This window comes from Tunicatimonas sp., assembly GCF_049647865.1.
In the GTDB taxonomy this organism is placed as follows: Bacteria; Bacteroidota; Bacteroidia; order Cytophagales; family Cyclobacteriaceae; genus Tunicatimonas.
The window spans coordinates 1-18,052 of record NZ_JBARYM010000429.1 but is presented as its reverse complement, the minus strand read 5'-3'; the positions used below and the strand labels follow the sequence as shown (position 1 = coordinate 18,052).

Sequence of the window (18,052 nt, the reverse complement as noted above, 5' to 3'; positions counted from 1 at the left end):
GTTTAAAACTTCTTATCTTTTTTTTGAACAAAGAGAAAGTATTCACGATTAATGGGTAATGACTGTTAGTCATTTTGCTAAATATCTTAATCCGTAGTAATGAAATATCTGAAATTTATCGCATTAGGACTACTCGGAGTAGCACTAAGTACCATCCTAATTTTTTACGCTACCAAAACCGAAAGTGAGGCGGCCAATGCTTCTTCCGGTGAGTCCGGTCAGGCTGAATCTACAAGTACTTCCAAAACTATGAATCGTAGCAAGCTACAATTGCTACCGATGAAAAATAGGGTGAAAGCAATTCAAGCAACAATCAGTGGCCGGGTTGTTCCTAAGCATCAGACCCAGTTGTTTTCTGAAGTGCAAGGACGTATTCTATCAACCGCTCGCAACTTTAAGGCGGGGGAAAGCTTCCGCCGAGGCGAAGTATTGCTTCGAGTTGATGCCCGGGAGTTCTCGCTTAATTTAGAAGCGCAGCGTAGCGCATTCTTAAATATTCTGACCGGTATTATGCCTGATTTGAAGGCCGACTACCCCAATAGCTATCAGCAGTGGCTTACCTACGTGCAGGCGTACGACAGTGGGCAACCCCTTCAAGCACTGCCCAAGACTTCTTCGGAAGGCGAAAAGTACTTTATTACTTCAAATCAGGTATACAATACCTACTATTCTATCAAAGCCCAGGAGGAGCGACTGAGCAAATACACCATTCGTGCCCCCTACGCCGGACTAGTGACTAATGCCCAGATTGATATTGGCGGTATGGTATCGCCCGGACAGATGCTCGGTACTATTATCAGCAACAATGACTACGAGCTAGAGGCCGGGACGAACTTAGAAGCAGCTATTAAGCTCTCAGTTGGCGATCGTATTACCTTTAGCAGTAACGAAATAGCGGGTACCTGGACGGGTGAAGTAGTGCGTATCAATAATATCGTTGATCCTCAGACTCAGAATATTCCGGTATTTTTCCGGATGGAAGGCCCCGCACTGAAAAGTGGGATGTACCTGGAGGGAGAGTTTACCACACGAAGCTACCAAGACGTATTCGTGGTTCCTCAGGCCGCATTGTCCCGCGACGAGAGTGTGCTAGTGTTGGAGGAAAATGTAATTACCCGTAAACCCATCACCCCGGTGGAGTACCTACGCGACTCAATCATTGTAAAGGGGCTGACTGAGGGCGATCAGCTAATTATGAATGAGTTTGGTACGCCGGTAGAAGGCAAAAAAGTGAGCATGTAGTATGAAAAAGATTATAGAGTTTCTCGCCCAGCGCCCCAGCCTGGTTAATATATTTATTGGGTTGATCGTAGTTGTGGGATTGTTCACGCTACTTTCTATCCGCAATACCTTTTTTCCTTCCGAACCGGTTAATTTCATATCGGTAAATGTCGTGTACCGCGGAGCTTCGCCGCAGGAGGTAGAAGAGGAAGTGATCAATAAAATAGAAGACAACCTACAGGGTCTTAAAGGAATCCTACGAGTTACTTCTACTGCAACCGAAAGTAACGGCAACGTGCGGATTGAAATGAAAGAAGATGCGGATGTCAACGAAGTGTTGCAGGATGTGAATAATGCCGTTGATCAGATTACAACCTTTCCCAGTGGGGTGGATACTCCAGTCGTTCTCAAGGAAGAACCCCTTAACTATACGATGACCGTTAGCTTGGTGGGTGATGTCAGTTTGGCAACGTTGAAGGACTATTCCAAGTATATGAAAGACGAACTGATCCTTTCCCCCAGTTTATCGCAGATCACTATCAGCGGGTATCCGGAAGAAGAAATAGAAGTGCGGGTGCGGGAGAACGATCTGCGTGCCTACGAATTAACCTTTAATGAGGTAAGCCAGGCGATTCAACAAACAAACCTTAAAGCCTCGGGCGGAGAAGTGGAAACAGAAGATCGCAACATTCTGATTCGGCTCAACAGCCGTGATTACTACGCCAAAGGCTTGCTGAACACCGTAGTAAAAGCCACCCCAGACGGCAAGGCGATTTTACTCAAAGACGTAGCCGAGGTGAAGAACCGCTTCGCTGATAAGCCGGATGCTACGTTTATCAACGGCCAAACTGCGGTGACGATAAAAATCTTTAGCCGCTTTCAAGAAGATATTTTGGATAATGCTGCCTACGTATCCAACTACATGCAAGAATTTAATGAAGGGCACGAAGGTGTAGAAGCAGTCATTGTAGAAGATAATAGTTTAGGACTAAACACCACCATCGGTACGCTGACCAACAACGCCTGGCAGGGTATTTTGCTAGTGCTTATTGTGCTAGGTTTGTTTTTGCACCCACGCATTGCCTTCTGGGTAGCCTTTAAAATTCCGGTAGCACTGCTGGGGATGTTTATTCTGTCTAACTTTTACGGGATGACCATCAATCAGCTTTCGCTATTCGGGACGATTGTGGTACTAGGTATTCTAGTAGATGACGGAGTGGTGGTCGCGGAGAATATTTACCAGCACTACACGGATGGAAAAAACCGCCTACGAGCGGCCATTGACGGTACTATCGAAGTAGTCCCGGCGATTGTTTCATCCTTAACCACTACCGCCCTCGCTTTCTCACTCTTCTTCTTTTTGGATGGTCAGTTAGGCGACTACTTTTCGGATATCTCCTTCGTGGTATGCGCCACGTTGCTGATTGCTTTACTGGAAACCCTGTTTTTTCTTCCGGTACACGTAGCCCGTTCTAAGGCGCTAAGTAAGGATGACAAACCGTGGAAACTAACGCAGAAAACGAACGAATCGCTAATTCACTTCCGGGATAAGGTGTACGTACCCATTATTAATTTCGGGGTACGCCGACCGTGGGTGCCTATCGTGGGAGTTGTGGTAGCGATGGTTCTTTCCGTTTTCGCCATCGGTTCGGGAACAATTAAGAGCACCTTCTTTCCGGCTATTGATCAGGATGTGATCACCGCGAGCCTCGAGCTACCGCTGGGTACCAACGAAACGGTAGTGAACAAGCGATTGGAACGGATGGAAGTGGCTGTTTGGAAGGTTAATGAACGCTACAGCGCGCAACGCGACGATAGCGCCCAAGTGATCAACTACGTAGAGCGCATCATTGGGCCCCGCAGTAACGAAGGCAAACTGAATATTTACATGCTGGAAGGGGATGCTCGCGGCATTCGATCTTTCGAAATTGCGGGAGCTATCCGAAATGAAGTTGGTCCAATTCCTGAGGCGCGTAATTTAGCCTATGGTAGCATTCCGGTGTTCGGTAAGCCGGTTTCTATTGCCTTAGTTGGTAGCGATCTAGAGCAGTTACGGGCGGCCAAATCCCAGCTTCGCGACTATCTGGAAGAACGCAGCGACTTGAAGGACGTAACCGATACCGACCAGCAGGGGGTGCCTGAGTTGACCATGGAACTGAGTTCTAAAGCTCGCTATCTCGGATTGACCGAAGCCCAGGTATTCAACCAAATTCGCCAGGGTTTCTTCGGACTGGAAGTACAGAGTTTGCAACGGGGCGATGAAGAGGTAAAAGTATGGATGCGCTACGACGAGCAAGACCGACGGTCGGTAGATCAGCTGGAAAACGTGCGATTGAGAACACCTAGCGGAGCGGCTTACCCCATTCGGGAGCTAGCTACCTTTACCGACCAAACGAACGTGGCCGCCATCAATCATCAGGAAGGCACTCGCGAAATTCGGGTAGAAGCTGATGTTGAGAACCTGTTAGTATCGGTACCCACTGTACTGGCGGAAGCCGAAGCCAGCGTGTTAGCGGATATTCAGCAGCAATTTCCCGATTTGCGCTACACCCTGGAAGGAGAGGCCCGCTTGTCAGGTAAAACCCAGAACTCCAGCCAGGCTCCTAGTATCATCATTTTGGTGCTGATGATTACGGTGCTGATGCTCAACTATCGCTCAATAAGCAAAACCCTCGCTATACTAATTATCCTGCCGTTTGCTTTCGTCGGGGCAGCCTGGGGCACGTTCTTGCACGGTATTCCGTTCAGCATCTTCTCTATTTTGGGTATGATTGCCCTTTGGGGAATTCTGATTAACAACGGACTGGTGCTGATTTCGACCTACAACGAGGAATTGAAAAAGGGCAACTCGGTGGCCGATAGTTTAAAGGCAGCGGCTATTTCACGCTTCCGGCCCATTGTACTTACTACCATCACTACGGTATTCGGTTTAGCTCCATTGCTGCTGAATAATTCAATCAGCGCGCAGTTTATCAAGCCTACCGCTATCTCGGTAGCCTACGGCCTGATCTTCGGCGTTGTGCTAACCTTGTTCTTCTTACCGGCGCTGATACTTTCCTTTCACAAACTGAAAGAATTTTATCATCTCAAGCTTCGGAAGAAGGACGTGAAATCGGAAGAGCTAGACGTCGTTTTCCGCGAAATGAAGCATCAAATTAGCTAGTTATTGGCAGGGTGCTGGGAGCGTGGAGCTGGGGGTTAACGCACTTCTTGCCCCTCCCCCGAGCTCCCAGAACCCTGTTCTCAGTTAATCGAGTATTAAAAAAAATATTACAAAACCACCATGAACGTTATACGTATTTTTATTTTTTTCTGTCTATTCACTGCAACTCCGGTGGCGTATGCCCAAGAGACATTGACTTTAGAAGAAGCGATTGATCTGGCGCTGACTAATAATCAGGAAATTACCATTCAGCGTAAGCAGACGGATATTGTTCGCAATAATGTGTACCGAGGTAACGCTGGGCTGCTACCCACAATCAGCTTGATCGGCAATGGCAGTTATAGCAGCGGTAACACCGAAGTAACCCTGCGCACTTTTGCTCAAAGCCCGGAGGCCCCCAGCCAGATTACTGTTGACGAAGACAATGTGGTCACCGAACAGGCTTCGGCGGTGGTGCAAGCCGATTACGTAATATTTGCTGGGTTCAGTGGTCAGTACCGCTACCGCTTGCTGGAACATTCGGCTACCATCAGTCGCTATCAGCAAGAAATATTGGTGAATAATACGGTCCTATCGGTGGCTGAATTGTTTTTGGAAATTGCCAAACTTCAACGTCGCGAAGAGCTGCTACGCGAAACTATTGAAATCAGTGAGGAACGATTGGCTAAAGTCAATGACCAGTTTGCGTTTGGCAAAGCCACCGGACTGGATATTTTGCGGGCGGAAACCAACCTGGATCAAGATCAAACTGCTCTGGATAATGTGTCTTTAGCGAAAAATAATTTGTTAAAAGACCTCAACTTTCTGATTGGTCAGCCTGCTGAATCTAACTATACGGTAACGGCGGTTTATCAACTGCCAGATGTGGTTTCTTTGGATAGTTTAAAGCAGCAAGTACTACAGAGTAATCCCGAGCGCAAGTTACAGGCCGAAAGCCTGATGGCTGCTCAAGATCAGCGTAAGTTGACTCAGGCCAACCGCTATCCTCAGCTAAGGGCCTTCGCTAACTACGGTTACCAGTGGCAGCGAAACGACGTGCAGCAATTGGCCGAATTACAAAATGTAGGGTATACCGCCGGAGTCTCGCTTCGCTATAATTTATACCGTGGCGGACAGACTCGCCGTAATCTGCAAAATGACCAACTAGCCATTGAGGCCGAAGAGGTTCGTTTGCAGCAAGTACGCGAACGGTTGGTTAATCAGGCCATTAAAGAATATAGTACCTTAGAGTACTTACAAACTCAGTTGGCTCGGGAGGAAAAAAACCTGGATACCTTCACTGAGAGTTTTTGCCGAATGCAAGAGCGCTATTATAACGGGAAAGCCACTTCGCTCGACATTCGAGATACCCAAATGGCTCTGCTCAACGCAAATATTACCGTGAGTGATATTCAGGCCGAAATCATTCAATCGTTTATGCGGCTTGAAAACCTACGCGGAGGCTTATTTACCACCGAACATTAATATTTCTTATTAATTTACCGAAGACATGATTAGTCAAAACACACTACGTATACCATCGCTGTACCGTAGCTACCAGCATGGCTGGGAGGTGTCGCTTCGCGAGTTTAATTCTCAGCAGCCATCTTCTCATCACCAACAGGTTTCCTCAGCGAGGCGAAAAGATATTACCAGTACCGAAAAACGATATTCTCAAACATACCGCCGACCAACCTGCTTAGTTACTGAGGAATGCTTACCACCAATTGAGATAAGAATATGAGCTTTTACCAAGTATTTGGTTTTCTGCGCGACCTTAACAAAAATAATAGTAAAGCTTGGATGGATGAGCACCGTGATACTTATCATGAGGTACGCGACTTCGTGCTTGAGTGGATTGAAAGCTTAGATAAGAGACTTCAGAAAGTTGATCCGAACTACTACTCTACTCCGGCGAAGAAGGCGATTAGCCGCATCAATAACAACTTGGTGTATAAGCCTAACGCGCCCACCTACCGTAATCATTTTGGGGCAGAGATGAATAAAGCTAAAGGGAAAAGTGGTTTCTACGTACACATGAGCTTGAACGGCAGCTTTATTGGCGGCGGCTTCTACAATCCTTCCAAAGATCAGTTAGATAGTATTCGCAATGCCATTGACTACAACGGGGAAGAACTCAAGAAGATTATTAACAAAAAATCCTTCGTTGATACCTTTGGTGAGATGAGCGACAGTGATGCCCTGAAAACGGCTCCCAAAGGCTTCGCTCAGGAACATAAGCATATTGAGCTACTGCGAATGAAACGCTTTGCCGTAATGCACTCTATTACCCAAAAGGAAATAGTGGCCGATGATTTCGCCAATAAAGTGGTGAAGGTTTATAAGGAGATCATTTCCTTCAATCAGTATCTAGAAAAAGCGGTGAGTGTGTGAGCTGAGTATGCAAAAACGAGTTACCCAGCATTTGTCAGCTAACGACGATACTCTAGCACAAGTTATCGCAGAGATAGACTGGCCGGAAATTACCAGCACGAATAACATATTTCACGATCTGTTGAGTTGCATCATCGAGCAGCAAATCCATTATCGTAGTACTAAAAAGACCTTCGCCAGGTTACTAGCGAAAGCATTTTTAGACGAACTTACGCTAGATAACTTTGAGGAATTTGAAGAACGAGCGTTAGGCGACGTAAAACTCTCGCTGAAAAAATACGAAACCCTAGAGGGAATCTTAGAATTTTTTAACCGGCATTCTCCCGATTGGCCCCGGATGAATGACACCGAAGTACGAGAAACACTGGGCAGCCTTAGTGGTATTGGTCACTGGACGATCGATATGATTTTGCTGTACACCCTAGAGCGCCCTAATATTTTTCCGGCGCAAGATTATCACCTTCGCCTAGTGATGGAGCAATTGTATGGCATCGGCACCAAACGCATTACTGTAGAAATGAAAAAGGTGGCCGAAAGCTGGTCGCCCTACCGATCATTCGGAGTAAAATATTTGTTAGCCTGGAAAGAGATGAACAAACAACAGAAACTATGAAACAATCCGGTTCTGCTGACTTAGCCCTGATGGGAGGAGGCATTCCCCCCTGGCTCTACGCTCGAATGAAAAAGCTAAGCTTGGCGATTGTAGAAAGTATTCTGACCGAATATGGACATCAGGCCTTTTTGGCTAAACTGTCTGATCCTTTCTGGTTTCAGAGTTTTGGCGCGGTTATCGGCATGGACTGGAATTCGTCAGGAGTGACCACCGCGGTTACTCGCGCGCTCAAAGATTCTATCAATCCTCAGTCTAAAGAGTTGGGATTGTACGTTTGCGGTGGAAAAGGAAAACAATCAATGCGAACTCCAGCCGAATTAATTACGGTTGGTGAAAAAACGGGCTTAGACGGTAGTTCATTGTCGCGCTACAGTAAGTTAGTGGCAAAGGTAGACAACACGGCGGTGCAAGATGGCTTTCAACTTTACCTGCATAGTTTTCTAGTCAGCCAGCAAGGAGACTGGACGGCTATTCAACAAGGTATGAACGGCAGCACCCAGCAAGCCCGACGTTATCACTGGCACTCTAAAAATATTAGTTCGTTTGTTAATGAACCCCACGCCGCTGTTTGCGGAGCCAATCAGGGCGATATTTTAAACTTAGTGGCTAAAAATGCTGAACTGACTCGTGGGGGAATTCTGGAAGTTACCCAAGAAGCTCCCGATAAAATGATTCAAGAAATTCAGCGGATGATACTACCGGGCAACTATGGTGTGAAAGCGAAGGATGTCAACCTAAAAAGATTAGGCAGCATTCTCTGGCTAGCTCAGGAAAGCCAAACCAGTCAGTTTGAAGATTTGCTTTTGCTAAAAGGCTTAGGTCCGAGAACCTTACAATCCCTTACTTTGGTAAGCGAAGTAGTTCATGGAACGCCCTCTCGCTTTTCCGATCCGGCCCGCTTTTCCTTTGCCCACGGGGGTAAGAGTGGCCGACCATTTCCCGTGCCTACCAAAGTGTATGATGAAACGATCAGTACGCTCCGAAAAGCCGTAGACCGAGCGAAGATTGGGCACACTGACAAGCAAACTGCTATTAGCAAGCTAACCGACTTAGCGCAACGAGCCGAAGAGAACTTTACCCCAAACGATAATTTTGAACAGGTGATAGAGAAGGAACATCAGGATTCTTGGAAGTATGGGGGAAGAACAGTCAAAGGCTTTGTAAAGAAGACGCGAGGTGGGCAGTTAAATTTATTTAATTCTTGACAAGTTGTCAAAATAACTGCTCATAATATTCACTTCGTTGCAAGATTCTAATAGCTACTCTCTGCATTAGACAATGGAGGAAATTTAGACAAAATATCTGCAAACCGTTTTTAAACGAAAAAAGCACTTACAAATTTTACTTCGTAAGTGCTTAATAATCATTATTCCAATAAGGGTGTGGGTCCTGTAGGATTCGAACCTACGACCCCTTGGGTGTAAACCAAGTGCTCTGAACCAACTGAGCTAAGAACCCATTTTTATTCAGGATTTCGCTCGCATAACAGCAATTAAATAAATAACCCTGAAAAAATGTTTTGCAAAGGTAATACTCTTGCCTACAATTGCCAATCTCCGGCTAAAATTTTTTCCAGGCCCTCAATTCATCTTGTTAAAGTACCTTTTTTTTAGTTTTTATCGCAAACGGTTAATACAGTGGGTATCATATTTGACCTACTTGTTACGTTAAAACTAAAAAGCATCGTTTGTTCAGAAAAATTACCATTGGATTCGCTATCACGTTGAGTATCTCGGCGACTGGGTTAGTAGGAATTGGTTACACCTATCAGGATCAACTTACGAAGCAATTGATTTCTTCGTTGGATCAATATATCGCCACTCCGGTACAGGTAAAAAGCATCCGAGTATCAGCCTGGCGTAGTTTTCCACACTTAGCGGTTTCCTTTGAGGAAGTTTTTATTCCCGGAGCTACAGACTCTATTAAGAGTAGAGATCATCCGTTAGCAGATATTGCTCGGATTGATTTTTCGTTCAACTTACTAGCTTTACTTCGAGGTACGTATGAATTACAGCAAATTACGCTGACCAACGGAACGGTAAACCTACTCGTTGATCAGGAACGGCAAGCAAATTATCTGGTATTCCGAAAGCAGTCAGACGCAGATCAGCAGTCTTCAAATCGCTCAATTGCTTTTCATCTACAGCAGGTGAATCTCAACAATATACAAGTCAACTACCAAGACATAGCGCAAGAACAAGACATTCAAGTTCACACTCGCAATATAACCGCATCATTGCTGGTAAATAAATCTGTGTACTGGATTAATACTGTGGGTAATCTGGAGAGCAAATACATTGGAGTAGGTACCGATCACTATTTCTCCAACCAATCGCTAGAGCTAAGCACTCGGTTGATCTATTATGCCGATGAAAATCGTCTGATGGTAGAACCTTCGCAAGTAGGTTTGAACGACACAAATATTCAGGTACAAGGATGGATTGACCATACCAATCAAACGATACTAGATTTGGTAGTAGAAGCAAATCACTCAAATCTCCCCACGTTGTTAAGTGTACTGCCCGAATCAATGGCTCGCCCTTGGCGGCATTACCGCAGCACGGGCGCAGTACACTTAGCCGGAAAGGTGACTGGGCTAGCACACCAACCCGCCATCCAGCTAGATTTTGGCTGTCAAAATGCCTCTTTCTTCCATCCTGATTATCAGAAGAAGCTTGAAAATATCTACTTATCAGGATCATTTACGAATGGCTTGAAAAGAAATAACCAGACTTCAGAATTAAAATTAGCCGATATTCGTGCAACACTCGATGGAAAACCACTAAAAGGCAACCTGCTATTTCGAAACTTTCGCAATTTATATTTGGAAACAGATTTTAAGGGGCAATTTACGATACCGTCGCTGTTAGCATTCTACCCTATTTCACAACTTGAAAATACTCAGGGGAATATTAAGGCTAATGTGCGACTAAAGGGGAACGTAAACGATCTCAAGAGTGATCAACTACACCGCCGCCGCCGTACCCAGAGTTCGGGGGTTATTGAGATGCAAGATGTTTCCTTCACGCTGCGCGATAGTCAACTACCATTTCAGCAGATTTCCGGTACACTGGAGGTTCAGGATAATCATCTGGCAATTCGCCGGGTTTCAGGCTACTGGGGGCACAGCCATCTTTCGCTCACAGGTCAGTTCAAGAATGCGATTGCTTTCGCCCTGACTAAAACCCATCCAATACAAATTAACGCCTCCTTGCAATCTAATCTTATTGATCTGGATGAGTTATTTTCTGGTAAGTTAAGTAGTTCGCTCAATGATAATCTCTCCCAGAATGTGGTACAGGATTGGGAGCAGGTTTCTGAGAAACAGCCCTACCGTTTGGAAGTTAGCCCCCGACTCACCCTAAGTTTCTCCTGCGATGTGAAGCGGCTAAAGTTCCGTCGTTTTCGGGGGAGAGATGTTCAGGGTAAATTGAAGTTACGTAATCAGATTGCTCAAATTCAGGATTTATCGGTACGGACTGCGGGAGGAAAAGCGTACGCCTCGGCGGTAGTAAACGCCCAACGCGAGACTATTCGTACCGAGGGGCGCACTCGCTTGGAAGGCATTCATGTAGATAGTGCATTCTACGTTTTTGAAGACTTTCAGCAAGATTTTTTAACTGCCCGCCATTTAAAAGGAGAAGTGAATGCTACATCAGATTGGCGGATGAATTTAGATCGTAACTTACAAGTGCGCTACCCTTCTCTTTCGGCCGAAACGTATGCTACTCTGCACAAAGGCGAACTAAATAATTTTGAGCCAATGCAGCGTATTGCTCGCTTTGTGGATGAAGAGCAGCTCGATCACCTTCAATTTGACGATATTCGAAACTACATTCGTATTCGCGATCAGCAGATTCATATTTCTAAAATGATTGTGCACAGTAATTTGTCTGATATTACTGTAGGAGGTGTTCATACTTTCAGCAATCAGATAGATTACCATTTTGATGTTCCGATGCGAAGTATTCATCTTCGGTCAGCTAAAGCTCGAGAGCGGTCGGCCCGACGGAAAAGACATTTTGGTGAAGTGGTTTCCGATGACGCCGCTCCTACTAAACTTTTTCTGAAAGCCCAGGGAACAGTAGAAGATTACAAAATTTCTTACGATATTCCAGCGGCCAAAACTCAGTTTAAGGAGAATTTGGCCGAAGAGAAGAAGGAACTTAGAGAGGTACTAAAGAACAAACGGAAGAAGCGCGACTACCAAATTGAGGTGAGCGATGAATATCTGGAGTTTGAACCTCACCCTCAATTTTGACTACAAATTTCAACTCATTGCATCGTTACTTACGAAGTGTTACTCAAGTATGTGCTATCTCAGCTATTTTACTTATTAGTAACTCAACCTTGTTGTTGGCTCAGGGTTCGGTATTCGATGTAGCCGATAAAGTAATTGATCTTTTTTCGGGCGAAATTCCCCGAAAGCCTAGCAAGCCCCCGTTGCGCTGGGTAGTGGCGCCCTTCGCGGGCTACTCTCCCGAAACTAGTTGGTTGTTTGGGGTGGGTGGGAAGCTGCTGTTTCCACCTACGACTGACTCTACCCGTACTTCCTTTATTGCCGTTTCGGTGCGCTATACCCTCGAGAATCAATTAATTACTACTCCTGAATACACAGTATTCTCCCGCCGAGAGAAGTTTATTCACCGAGGCGAACTTGCGTTTCGAAAGTTCCCCCAATTCTACTACGGCATTGGTAACGCCAGTCCGGAAACCAGTGAAGAACTTTTCTCCTATACCGAGTTAGGAGTAGAGCATTTAACCTACCGGCGCGTGTATCAGCAACTGTACGCTGGTTTAGGCTTTCGGGTTACTAATACTTATAATATAGATCTCGATCCTGACGGAGCACTGTCATCAGAGGTCCCACTAGGTACCGAACCCTACCGGGCCGTGGGGTTCGATGTAGGGGTGATGCTGGATAATAGAGATAATGTGCTAAATACCACTTCAGGAATGTTAGCTGAATTTCGGCAGCGTGTTCATCGTACAGCATTGGGCAGCGACTTTAATTATTCGGTAGGAGTGCTAGATGTTCGTAATTATTGGAAACCCTTCACTCGTCGCGATGATATAGTAGCGGTGCAACTATTTGGTTACTTTAGTCAGGGCGACACTCCTTTTATTGAGCTAGCTACACTAGGAGGAGATATGATTATGCGAGGCTACTACGAAGGCCGCTATCGCGATAACAACTTATTAGCCGCGCAGGCTGAATATCGCTGGCATATCTGGGAAAATTTAGGAGCGGTAGGCTTCATTGGAGTTGGAGATGTAGCTCGACGCTTCGGCGATTTTTCTTTGCCCAACATAAAACCCTCGGTAGGGGCGGGCTTACGTTACGCGCTTATTCCGGAAGAAAACTTAAATATTAGGCTTGATTTTGCCGTAGGGCAGGGTACCAGTAACTTTTACATTAATATTGCGGAAGCATTCTAAGCAGACAGGCTATCTACTGTTTCTTCTTTGTTTATAGTATTTTTCGTCCCGTCTTTACGAAGCGTAAATGAGAAAGTACTGCCTATGTTGACTTCACTGCATACAACGATATTACCGCCAAGCTTCTCAGCGAATTCTCGACAAATTAATAAACCAAGTCCTGAGCCTTTTTCATCAGAAGTACCTAAGGTGCTAAAGCGATTACCCCAATCAAACAACTGCTCGGTTTGCTCGGGGGTCATTCCACAACCACTGTCTTTAATAGTAATTATGTGAAATTCTTCATTATGTTCGGCTCCTATTTCTATGGTACCCTCTTCTGTAAATTTATTAGCGTTTTGAATTAGGTTGCGGATAATAAATTTGAGTAGTACAGCGTCTGCTAATAATTCGTAAGAAGAGTCAACATTATTAACAATAGTGTTGCCCTTAGGCTGAGTTAATAGTTTAAATTTATCAATCTTCTCCTCTACCAATGAGTGCAGTCTAATAGGTTGTATATTAGGGGCGTCTCCCCTAATCTTACTGTTTCCCCAATGAAGTAGTTGTTCCAGTAACTCAGAAGATGAGTCAATCAAAAGAGTAATATTGCTGGTAATATACTGTATCTCCTCCCTAGTGAGTTGCTCCTGATTGAGAAGAGAGACCACGCCTTTTATAGAAGAAAGTGGGCTGCTTAGATCATGCGATATAATAGATATAAGTCGGTCTCCAATATGGTTAAGTCTAGTGAGCTCTTTATTTTGAACTTGTATTTGATTCAAAGATTTAGCTAAGCTCTGGTTTTGCCGCTTTAATTCTAATTGCCTTACCACCTGTTTGGAAAGTACTTTAAGAGCAAACAACTGCTCATCGGAGAGATTTCTAGGTTTCTTATCAATTACGCACAATGTGCCTAACCGGTAGCCAGAGGGGGTTATAAGAGGCAATCCCGCATAGAAGCGAATGTTAGGATCAGAAGCAACAAGAGGATTATTCGCAAATCGTTCGTCTTGCGTAGCATCATTCACAACCAATGCCTCATCGTGGTGAATAGCATGGGCGCAGAAAGCTAGGTCGCGGGGGGTTTCATCTACTTCTACACCTATCCGAGCCTTAAACCATTGCCGGTGACTATCGATCAGCGATATAAGTGAAACCGGGGTATCGCAAATTTGAGAGGCTAATTGAACAATTTCATCAAACTCTTCTTCGGATGGTGTATCAAGGATACAGTAATCATGCAATGCTTGTAGCCGCTGAGCCTCATTCTCTGGCAATGCTGGTTTTATCATTTTTTTAACGTCAACTTTTTCTCCAATAGGTTATAATTGTATTAGATTAGAAGAAAGAGTTACTAATCGTCTTATGACCTTTCCCAGTATCAAACAAAGACACTAAGTAGGAACCACTCTACAAATGACCAATAGTGACTTCTTGTTGCCTTATAATTCATAGTCTTTTCTTGAGAGTCAGAATAACTATTTGAGAGAAAGCTATTATCAATAACCTTCAAATTCAGTTACTCCTGCATCCTCTATAGTGTGGATTAGCAAATTTCGCCCCATTCTTTTTAACTTAAAGATGCAAAGAACGACATAGTATGTAAGATTTTGCCTGTAATCCAGACTGGAAGTGCGATACTTTAGGCACCAACTAAAAATTGTAGAATAATAGGGCTTCTTTTGCATGGAGATAAAAACGGTTCAATAAATCAAAAACGCTACGTATTCACCTCGCTAAAAAGATACGCTTAACCAAAAATTCGCTGTAGTAAGCCTTTGGAGCGTTCGTCTTCCGGCAATCCATCATTCGGTTTCAACTTCTTCCATACCTTTTCCCAACCGGGGAACCCCCCTAAATTGCGGTCATCAATATATATATCAGCTACAATCTTGGGGCTATCTTCGGTAGTAAGCGGCTCATCGGGAAAGTTGCTGTTCACAGCGTAGAACTCTACTCCATTTTTCTGGCAAAATTCCACCGCCTCCTTCAATCGCTCTCCCTTTCGGCATGTCCAAAGAATAAGACGATGGCGTTCCTGTTTTAAGGCTTTCAGCGTTTCGAAGGCGAAGAGTTGAGGCTTGCCAATACGTGGATACGCATCTTCCACCACCGTTCCGTCAAAATCCACCGCAATAATGAGTGAGCGCATAATTAATTTTAGCTAGTTCTAGCAAGTAACGTTATCTTACCTAAAACTTGTTCACCCCGCTTTATTATTTTTACTTTTTATAGAAAAAATACAGGATTTGCCTTGAGATTGCGTGGGTAATTATCTATTCTTACCTGAACTATAGTTCAACTAGGCATGGATACTTCAGTTCGCCATCAGCAGATTTTTCGTACGGCTCTTACCCTGTTTAGTCAAAAAGGCTACGACCAAACCTCTATGCGGGACATTGCCAGCCACGCCGATATTTCATTGGGATTAACCTACAACTATTTCAAAAATAAAGAAGCACTACTAATAGCGATTGTAGCGTCTGGTATTGAGCAGATTGAACAAGACTGGTCCACCCATTCGGCAGAGAACCTACAACAGTGGCTAGTGCGCTACTTTACTATACTAGAAAAGCACCGGGATTACTGGCTGCTACTGCGGGCCCTGAGGTTACAATCCTCGCTTACGCAACAACTCGGCAAACACTTCGATAAGTTAAATAATTTTATTATTGGCGATTTGGTCGTTTTGCTCCAGCAGCAAGGATACGTTAAGGCTCTGCCCGAAGCCATTCTGCTGTACGCTACTCTAGATGGAATGACTACTCAGTACTTTACGAACGACCGCTATCCGCTGAACAAAATGCTGGCTCTATTGCAGAGAAAGTACGAGACGGCTACTCCTGAGCCGCCGGTAGCAGTGCGTTAAGTTCATCGACCTTTTCGGGCTGGTCTTCGGCCAGATTATTAGTTTCTGATAAGTCTTCGGCCAGGTTGTATAACTCATCTACCGGAGGGGGCGCCTCTTGCCCTCGGTAGCCGTAGTTTCTTCCTAAGCCACCCGCGCCCCCATCACGAATAAATTTCCAGCTACCCTGCCGAACTGCATTCTCCCCAATAATCATTTCCGATCTGATGGGTTCAGTAGCTACATTCTGAAAAGCAGGAAGCATGTTGTAGCTATCTTTTTCATTGGAGGCAGTAGTGTCTCCTACTACGGCGGCCAATGTGGCGTACACATCGGTGAACCCCAATAAGTCGTCACGTACAGTTCCAGCCGGAATTTCTTCGGGCCACTGAGCGACAAAAGGAATTCGGTGCCCGCCCTCCCAGTGGTCAATTTTCATCCCGCGCAGGGAAGCGGTGCTGCGGTGGTCAAACTTCTCTACATCTTCGGGAAACCACACCGGGCCGTTGTCACTGGTGAAGATAAATAGTGTATTTTCGGTATAGCCTAATGATTCTAACGTACTAGCAATGGCTCCCACAGTATGGTCTACTTGCTTGGTAAAGTCGCCGTATTCGCCCACCGAGGTAGTTCCAACAAATTCTTCGGTCGGTACCCAAGGAGTGTGCGGCGCGGTGAGGGCCAGGTACAAAAAGAAGGGCTGATCGGCTGATTGCTGTTCTAGAAACGAAACCGCTCGCTCGGTAAACGTAGGGAGCACCTCTTCGTGGTTAAAGTTAGGAGCCATATCACCCCCGCGCCAAAAAGCTCCCGAAATGGTCGTGGTCGCATCCGCACTCTGGTTATCGGCTACAGTGTCAGAAGGAACTTCTACCGCTCGGTCACCTTCAATATAGAAATAAGGAGGAATATCCAGCGAAGCGTGCATGCCAAAAAATTCATCAAACCCATGGTCGGTTGGCCCACCCTGGAATTCCTGACCCTCCGGGATATCACCCCAATCAATATTATCGAAACCAAGGTGCCACTTACCCACCATGCCGGTTCGGTAGCCGTGCTCCTTCAGCAGTTCGGCAATAGTACGCTGGTCAGGGTCAATTAGCGCCCGTTCGCGCCAGTTGAGTTGGGTGCGGTAAGGATACTGACCGGTAATCAGTCCGTAGCGAGATGGTACGCACCACGGTCCGGGAGAATGGGCATCAGTGAAGCGTACTCCGTTTTGCGCAATTCGGTCAATGTTGGGGGTGGGTATTTTAGATTCGGGATTGTAGCTCGCCGGATCTCCGTAGCCCATATCATCGGCTAGGATGAAGACGATGTTGGGTAAAGATGATTGTTCCGTTTCAGATTCCTCTTCGGATGCTGGTTGGCAAGCGAAGAGGATTGTGAAGATGAGTATAGATAGTGTCAGGTTTTTATGGTGCATAGCCATGAATCGAGTTTGTCCAAGGTAAAGAAAAAATGGCTAACTAGGCCAAGGAATAACATGAGCTCGTTCCGCCCACTGCTGCCATAGATCAGCTAATTCTTGTACCATCTCAGGATATTCTTCCGCCAGATTATTGGTTTCGCTACGATCGTTTTCCATATTGTATAGTTCCCAGGGTCCATCTCGGCCTTTGGCTACTAATTTCCAATCACTACGACGTATAGCTCGGTTGCCTTCATGCTCAAAGTATATGGCTTCTCGAGATAACGTATCTTCAACAAACGCCGATGCTAAGCTTACTCCTTCCATTGGGTAAATATTGCTGTTATCAATTTTTTGCGGATAGCTGGCTTGGGCTACATCAACGCAGGTTGCCATGATATCAATTAAGTGTCCTGGGCTGCGCCGCCACTCACCACTTGCCGAAATTCCGGCGGGCCAGTGAACGACCAGCGGAGTAGAAATACCGCCTTCATGGACGAAGTGCTTGTACAAACGAAACGGAGTGTTAGACGTATTAGCCCAGGGCAGGCCGTAACTCTGGTAAGTATTTTCCGGGCCGGGCATCAAATCGGTATAAGTATTTCCAAGGGTTACCGGTTCTCCTTCCAGGGTTTCTTCGGGAATGAAGAGCTGCTTTCCCCAGCCCTCCGAAAGTTCTTCCGCGCAGCCACCGTTATCAGCTAAAAAGAAAATGAGCGTGTTTTCTAGTATCCCTTTTTCTTCTAGTGATTGAATAATCTGTCCAATTCCCTGATCCATGCGATCAACCTGGGCGGCGTATACTTCCATTCGGCGGGTTTGCCAGTCTCTATTTTCGGCTTCTTCCCAAACGGGAATCCTTTCGTCGCGCTCAGTGAGTGGCCAACTGGCATCAATCACCTCCATTTCACGCATGCGCTGCAATCGTTCCTGCCGCTGGCTGTCCCAGCCAATATCGTAGCGACCTTCGTAGCGGGCAATATCTTCCGGCAAAGCGTGTAG

Annotated in this window: 14 protein-coding genes and 1 tRNA gene; 10 read left to right on the top strand and 5 right to left on the bottom strand. The window is 45.5% G+C overall.

The window, feature by feature from the left end; genetic code table 11:
- The first annotated feature begins 99 nt into the window (after positions 1 to 99).
- The 7 genes from WBA23_RS12875 (at position 100) to WBA23_RS12845 (ending at position 8,575) form a co-directional block, all read left to right on the top strand.
- A complete protein-coding gene (locus WBA23_RS12875) occupies positions 100 to 1,242 on the top strand; it encodes an efflux RND transporter periplasmic adaptor subunit (RefSeq protein WP_424582684.1) in 1,143 nt (380 codons plus the stop codon).
- A 1-nt stretch (position 1,243) separates the two neighbouring features.
- On the top strand, positions 1,244 to 4,384 hold the full coding sequence (locus WBA23_RS12870; protein ID WP_424582683.1) for an efflux RND transporter permease subunit: 3,141 nt from the start codon (positions 1,244 to 1,246) through the stop codon (positions 4,382 to 4,384).
- A 120-nt stretch (positions 4,385 to 4,504) separates the two neighbouring features.
- Positions 4,505 to 5,848, top strand: coding sequence for a TolC family protein (locus WBA23_RS12865; RefSeq protein ID WP_424582682.1), 1,344 nt, complete (start codon positions 4,505 to 4,507; stop codon positions 5,846 to 5,848).
- 25 nt (positions 5,849 to 5,873) lie between these two features.
- Positions 5,874 to 6,107 carry a hypothetical protein gene (locus WBA23_RS12860; RefSeq protein WP_424582681.1) on the top strand — a complete coding sequence of 78 codons (234 nt, stop codon included), beginning with the start codon at positions 5,874 to 5,876 and terminating at the stop codon, positions 6,105 to 6,107.
- Positions 6,104 to 6,757, top strand: a complete 654-nt coding sequence (locus WBA23_RS12855) for a DUF2461 domain-containing protein (RefSeq protein ID WP_424582680.1) — start codon at positions 6,104 to 6,106, stop codon at positions 6,755 to 6,757. The genes WBA23_RS12860 and WBA23_RS12855 overlap by 4 nt, the downstream gene beginning before the upstream one ends.
- A 7-nt stretch (positions 6,758 to 6,764) precedes the next feature.
- Entirely contained in the window at positions 6,765 to 7,370 is a 606-nt protein-coding gene (locus WBA23_RS12850) for a DNA-3-methyladenine glycosylase family protein (protein ID WP_424582679.1), read from the top strand.
- Positions 7,367 to 8,575, top strand: a complete 1,209-nt coding sequence (locus WBA23_RS12845; RefSeq protein ID WP_424582678.1) for a DUF763 domain-containing protein — start codon at positions 7,367 to 7,369, stop codon at positions 8,573 to 8,575. The genes WBA23_RS12850 and WBA23_RS12845 overlap by 4 nt, the downstream gene beginning before the upstream one ends.
- A 178-nt stretch (positions 8,576 to 8,753) precedes the next feature.
- Here WBA23_RS12845 and WBA23_RS12840 read toward each other — a convergent pair.
- Positions 8,754 to 8,828, bottom strand: a tRNA-Val gene (locus WBA23_RS12840).
- A gap of 229 nt (positions 8,829 to 9,057) precedes the next feature.
- Between WBA23_RS12840 and WBA23_RS12835 the strand changes: the two genes are divergently transcribed.
- On the top strand, positions 9,058 to 11,631 hold the full coding sequence (locus WBA23_RS12835) for an AsmA-like C-terminal region-containing protein (protein ID WP_424582677.1): 2,574 nt from the start codon (positions 9,058 to 9,060) through the stop codon (positions 11,629 to 11,631).
- Entirely contained in the window at positions 11,628 to 12,809 is a 1,182-nt protein-coding gene (locus WBA23_RS12830; protein ID WP_424582676.1) for a BamA/TamA family outer membrane protein, read from the top strand. The genes WBA23_RS12835 and WBA23_RS12830 overlap by 4 nt, the downstream gene beginning before the upstream one ends.
- On the opposite strand, the gene WBA23_RS12825 is transcribed toward WBA23_RS12830, so the two are convergent.
- Both WBA23_RS12825 and WBA23_RS12820 read right to left on the bottom strand, forming a co-directional pair.
- Complete coding sequence (locus WBA23_RS12825) at positions 12,806 to 14,083, bottom strand: GAF domain-containing sensor histidine kinase (RefSeq protein WP_424582675.1); 1,278 nt, start codon at positions 14,081 to 14,083, stop codon at positions 12,806 to 12,808. The genes WBA23_RS12830 and WBA23_RS12825 overlap by 4 nt on opposite strands.
- A 458-nt stretch (positions 14,084 to 14,541) precedes the next feature.
- Positions 14,542 to 14,943 carry a BT0820 family HAD-type phosphatase gene (locus WBA23_RS12820; RefSeq protein WP_424582674.1) on the bottom strand — a complete coding sequence of 134 codons (402 nt, stop codon included), beginning with the start codon at positions 14,941 to 14,943 and terminating at the stop codon, positions 14,542 to 14,544.
- Positions 14,944 to 15,099: 156 nt separating this feature from the next.
- On the opposite strand from WBA23_RS12820, the gene WBA23_RS12815 reads away from it, so the two are divergent.
- Entirely contained in the window at positions 15,100 to 15,660 is a 561-nt protein-coding gene (locus WBA23_RS12815) for a TetR/AcrR family transcriptional regulator (protein WP_424582673.1), read from the top strand.
- On the opposite strand, the gene WBA23_RS12810 is transcribed toward WBA23_RS12815, so the two are convergent.
- Positions 15,629 to 17,065, bottom strand: a complete 1,437-nt coding sequence (locus tag WBA23_RS12810) for a sulfatase family protein (protein WP_424582672.1) — start codon at positions 17,063 to 17,065, stop codon at positions 15,629 to 15,631. The two genes, WBA23_RS12815 and WBA23_RS12810, sit on opposite strands and share 32 nt — an antisense overlap.
- Before the next feature lie 39 nt (positions 17,066 to 17,104).
- Positions 17,105 to 18,052: sulfatase-like hydrolase/transferase (locus WBA23_RS12805; RefSeq protein WP_424582671.1), on the bottom strand; the 948-nt coding region annotated here is incomplete at its 5' end.

What these genes read in the sequence shown, in the direction of transcription:
- WBA23_RS12875 (WP_424582684.1), top strand. Translation starts at nt 100, where the DNA reads ATGAAATATCTGAAATTTATCGCATTAGGACTACTCGGAGTAGCACTA.
- WBA23_RS12870 (WP_424582683.1), top strand. Translation starts at nt 1,244, where the DNA reads ATGAAAAAGATTATAGAGTTTCTCGCCCAGCGCCCCAGCCTGGTTAAT.
- WBA23_RS12865 (WP_424582682.1), top strand. Translation starts at nt 4,505, where the DNA reads ATGAACGTTATACGTATTTTTATTTTTTTCTGTCTATTCACTGCAACT.
- WBA23_RS12860 (WP_424582681.1), top strand. Translation starts at nt 5,874, where the DNA reads ATGATTAGTCAAAACACACTACGTATACCATCGCTGTACCGTAGCTAC.
- WBA23_RS12855 (WP_424582680.1), top strand. Translation starts at nt 6,104, where the DNA reads ATGAGCTTTTACCAAGTATTTGGTTTTCTGCGCGACCTTAACAAAAAT.
- WBA23_RS12850 (WP_424582679.1), top strand. Translation starts at nt 6,765, where the DNA reads ATGCAAAAACGAGTTACCCAGCATTTGTCAGCTAACGACGATACTCTA.
- WBA23_RS12845 (WP_424582678.1), top strand. Translation starts at nt 7,367, where the DNA reads ATGAAACAATCCGGTTCTGCTGACTTAGCCCTGATGGGAGGAGGCATT.
- WBA23_RS12825 (WP_424582675.1), bottom strand. Translation starts at nt 14,083, where the DNA reads ATGATAAAACCAGCATTGCCAGAGAATGAGGCTCAGCGGCTACAAGCA.
- WBA23_RS12820 (WP_424582674.1), bottom strand. Translation starts at nt 14,943, where the DNA reads ATGCGCTCACTCATTATTGCGGTGGATTTTGACGGAACGGTGGTGGAA.
- WBA23_RS12815 (WP_424582673.1), top strand. Translation starts at nt 15,100, where the DNA reads ATGGATACTTCAGTTCGCCATCAGCAGATTTTTCGTACGGCTCTTACC.
- WBA23_RS12810 (WP_424582672.1), bottom strand. Translation starts at nt 17,065, where the DNA reads ATGCACCATAAAAACCTGACACTATCTATACTCATCTTCACAATCCTC.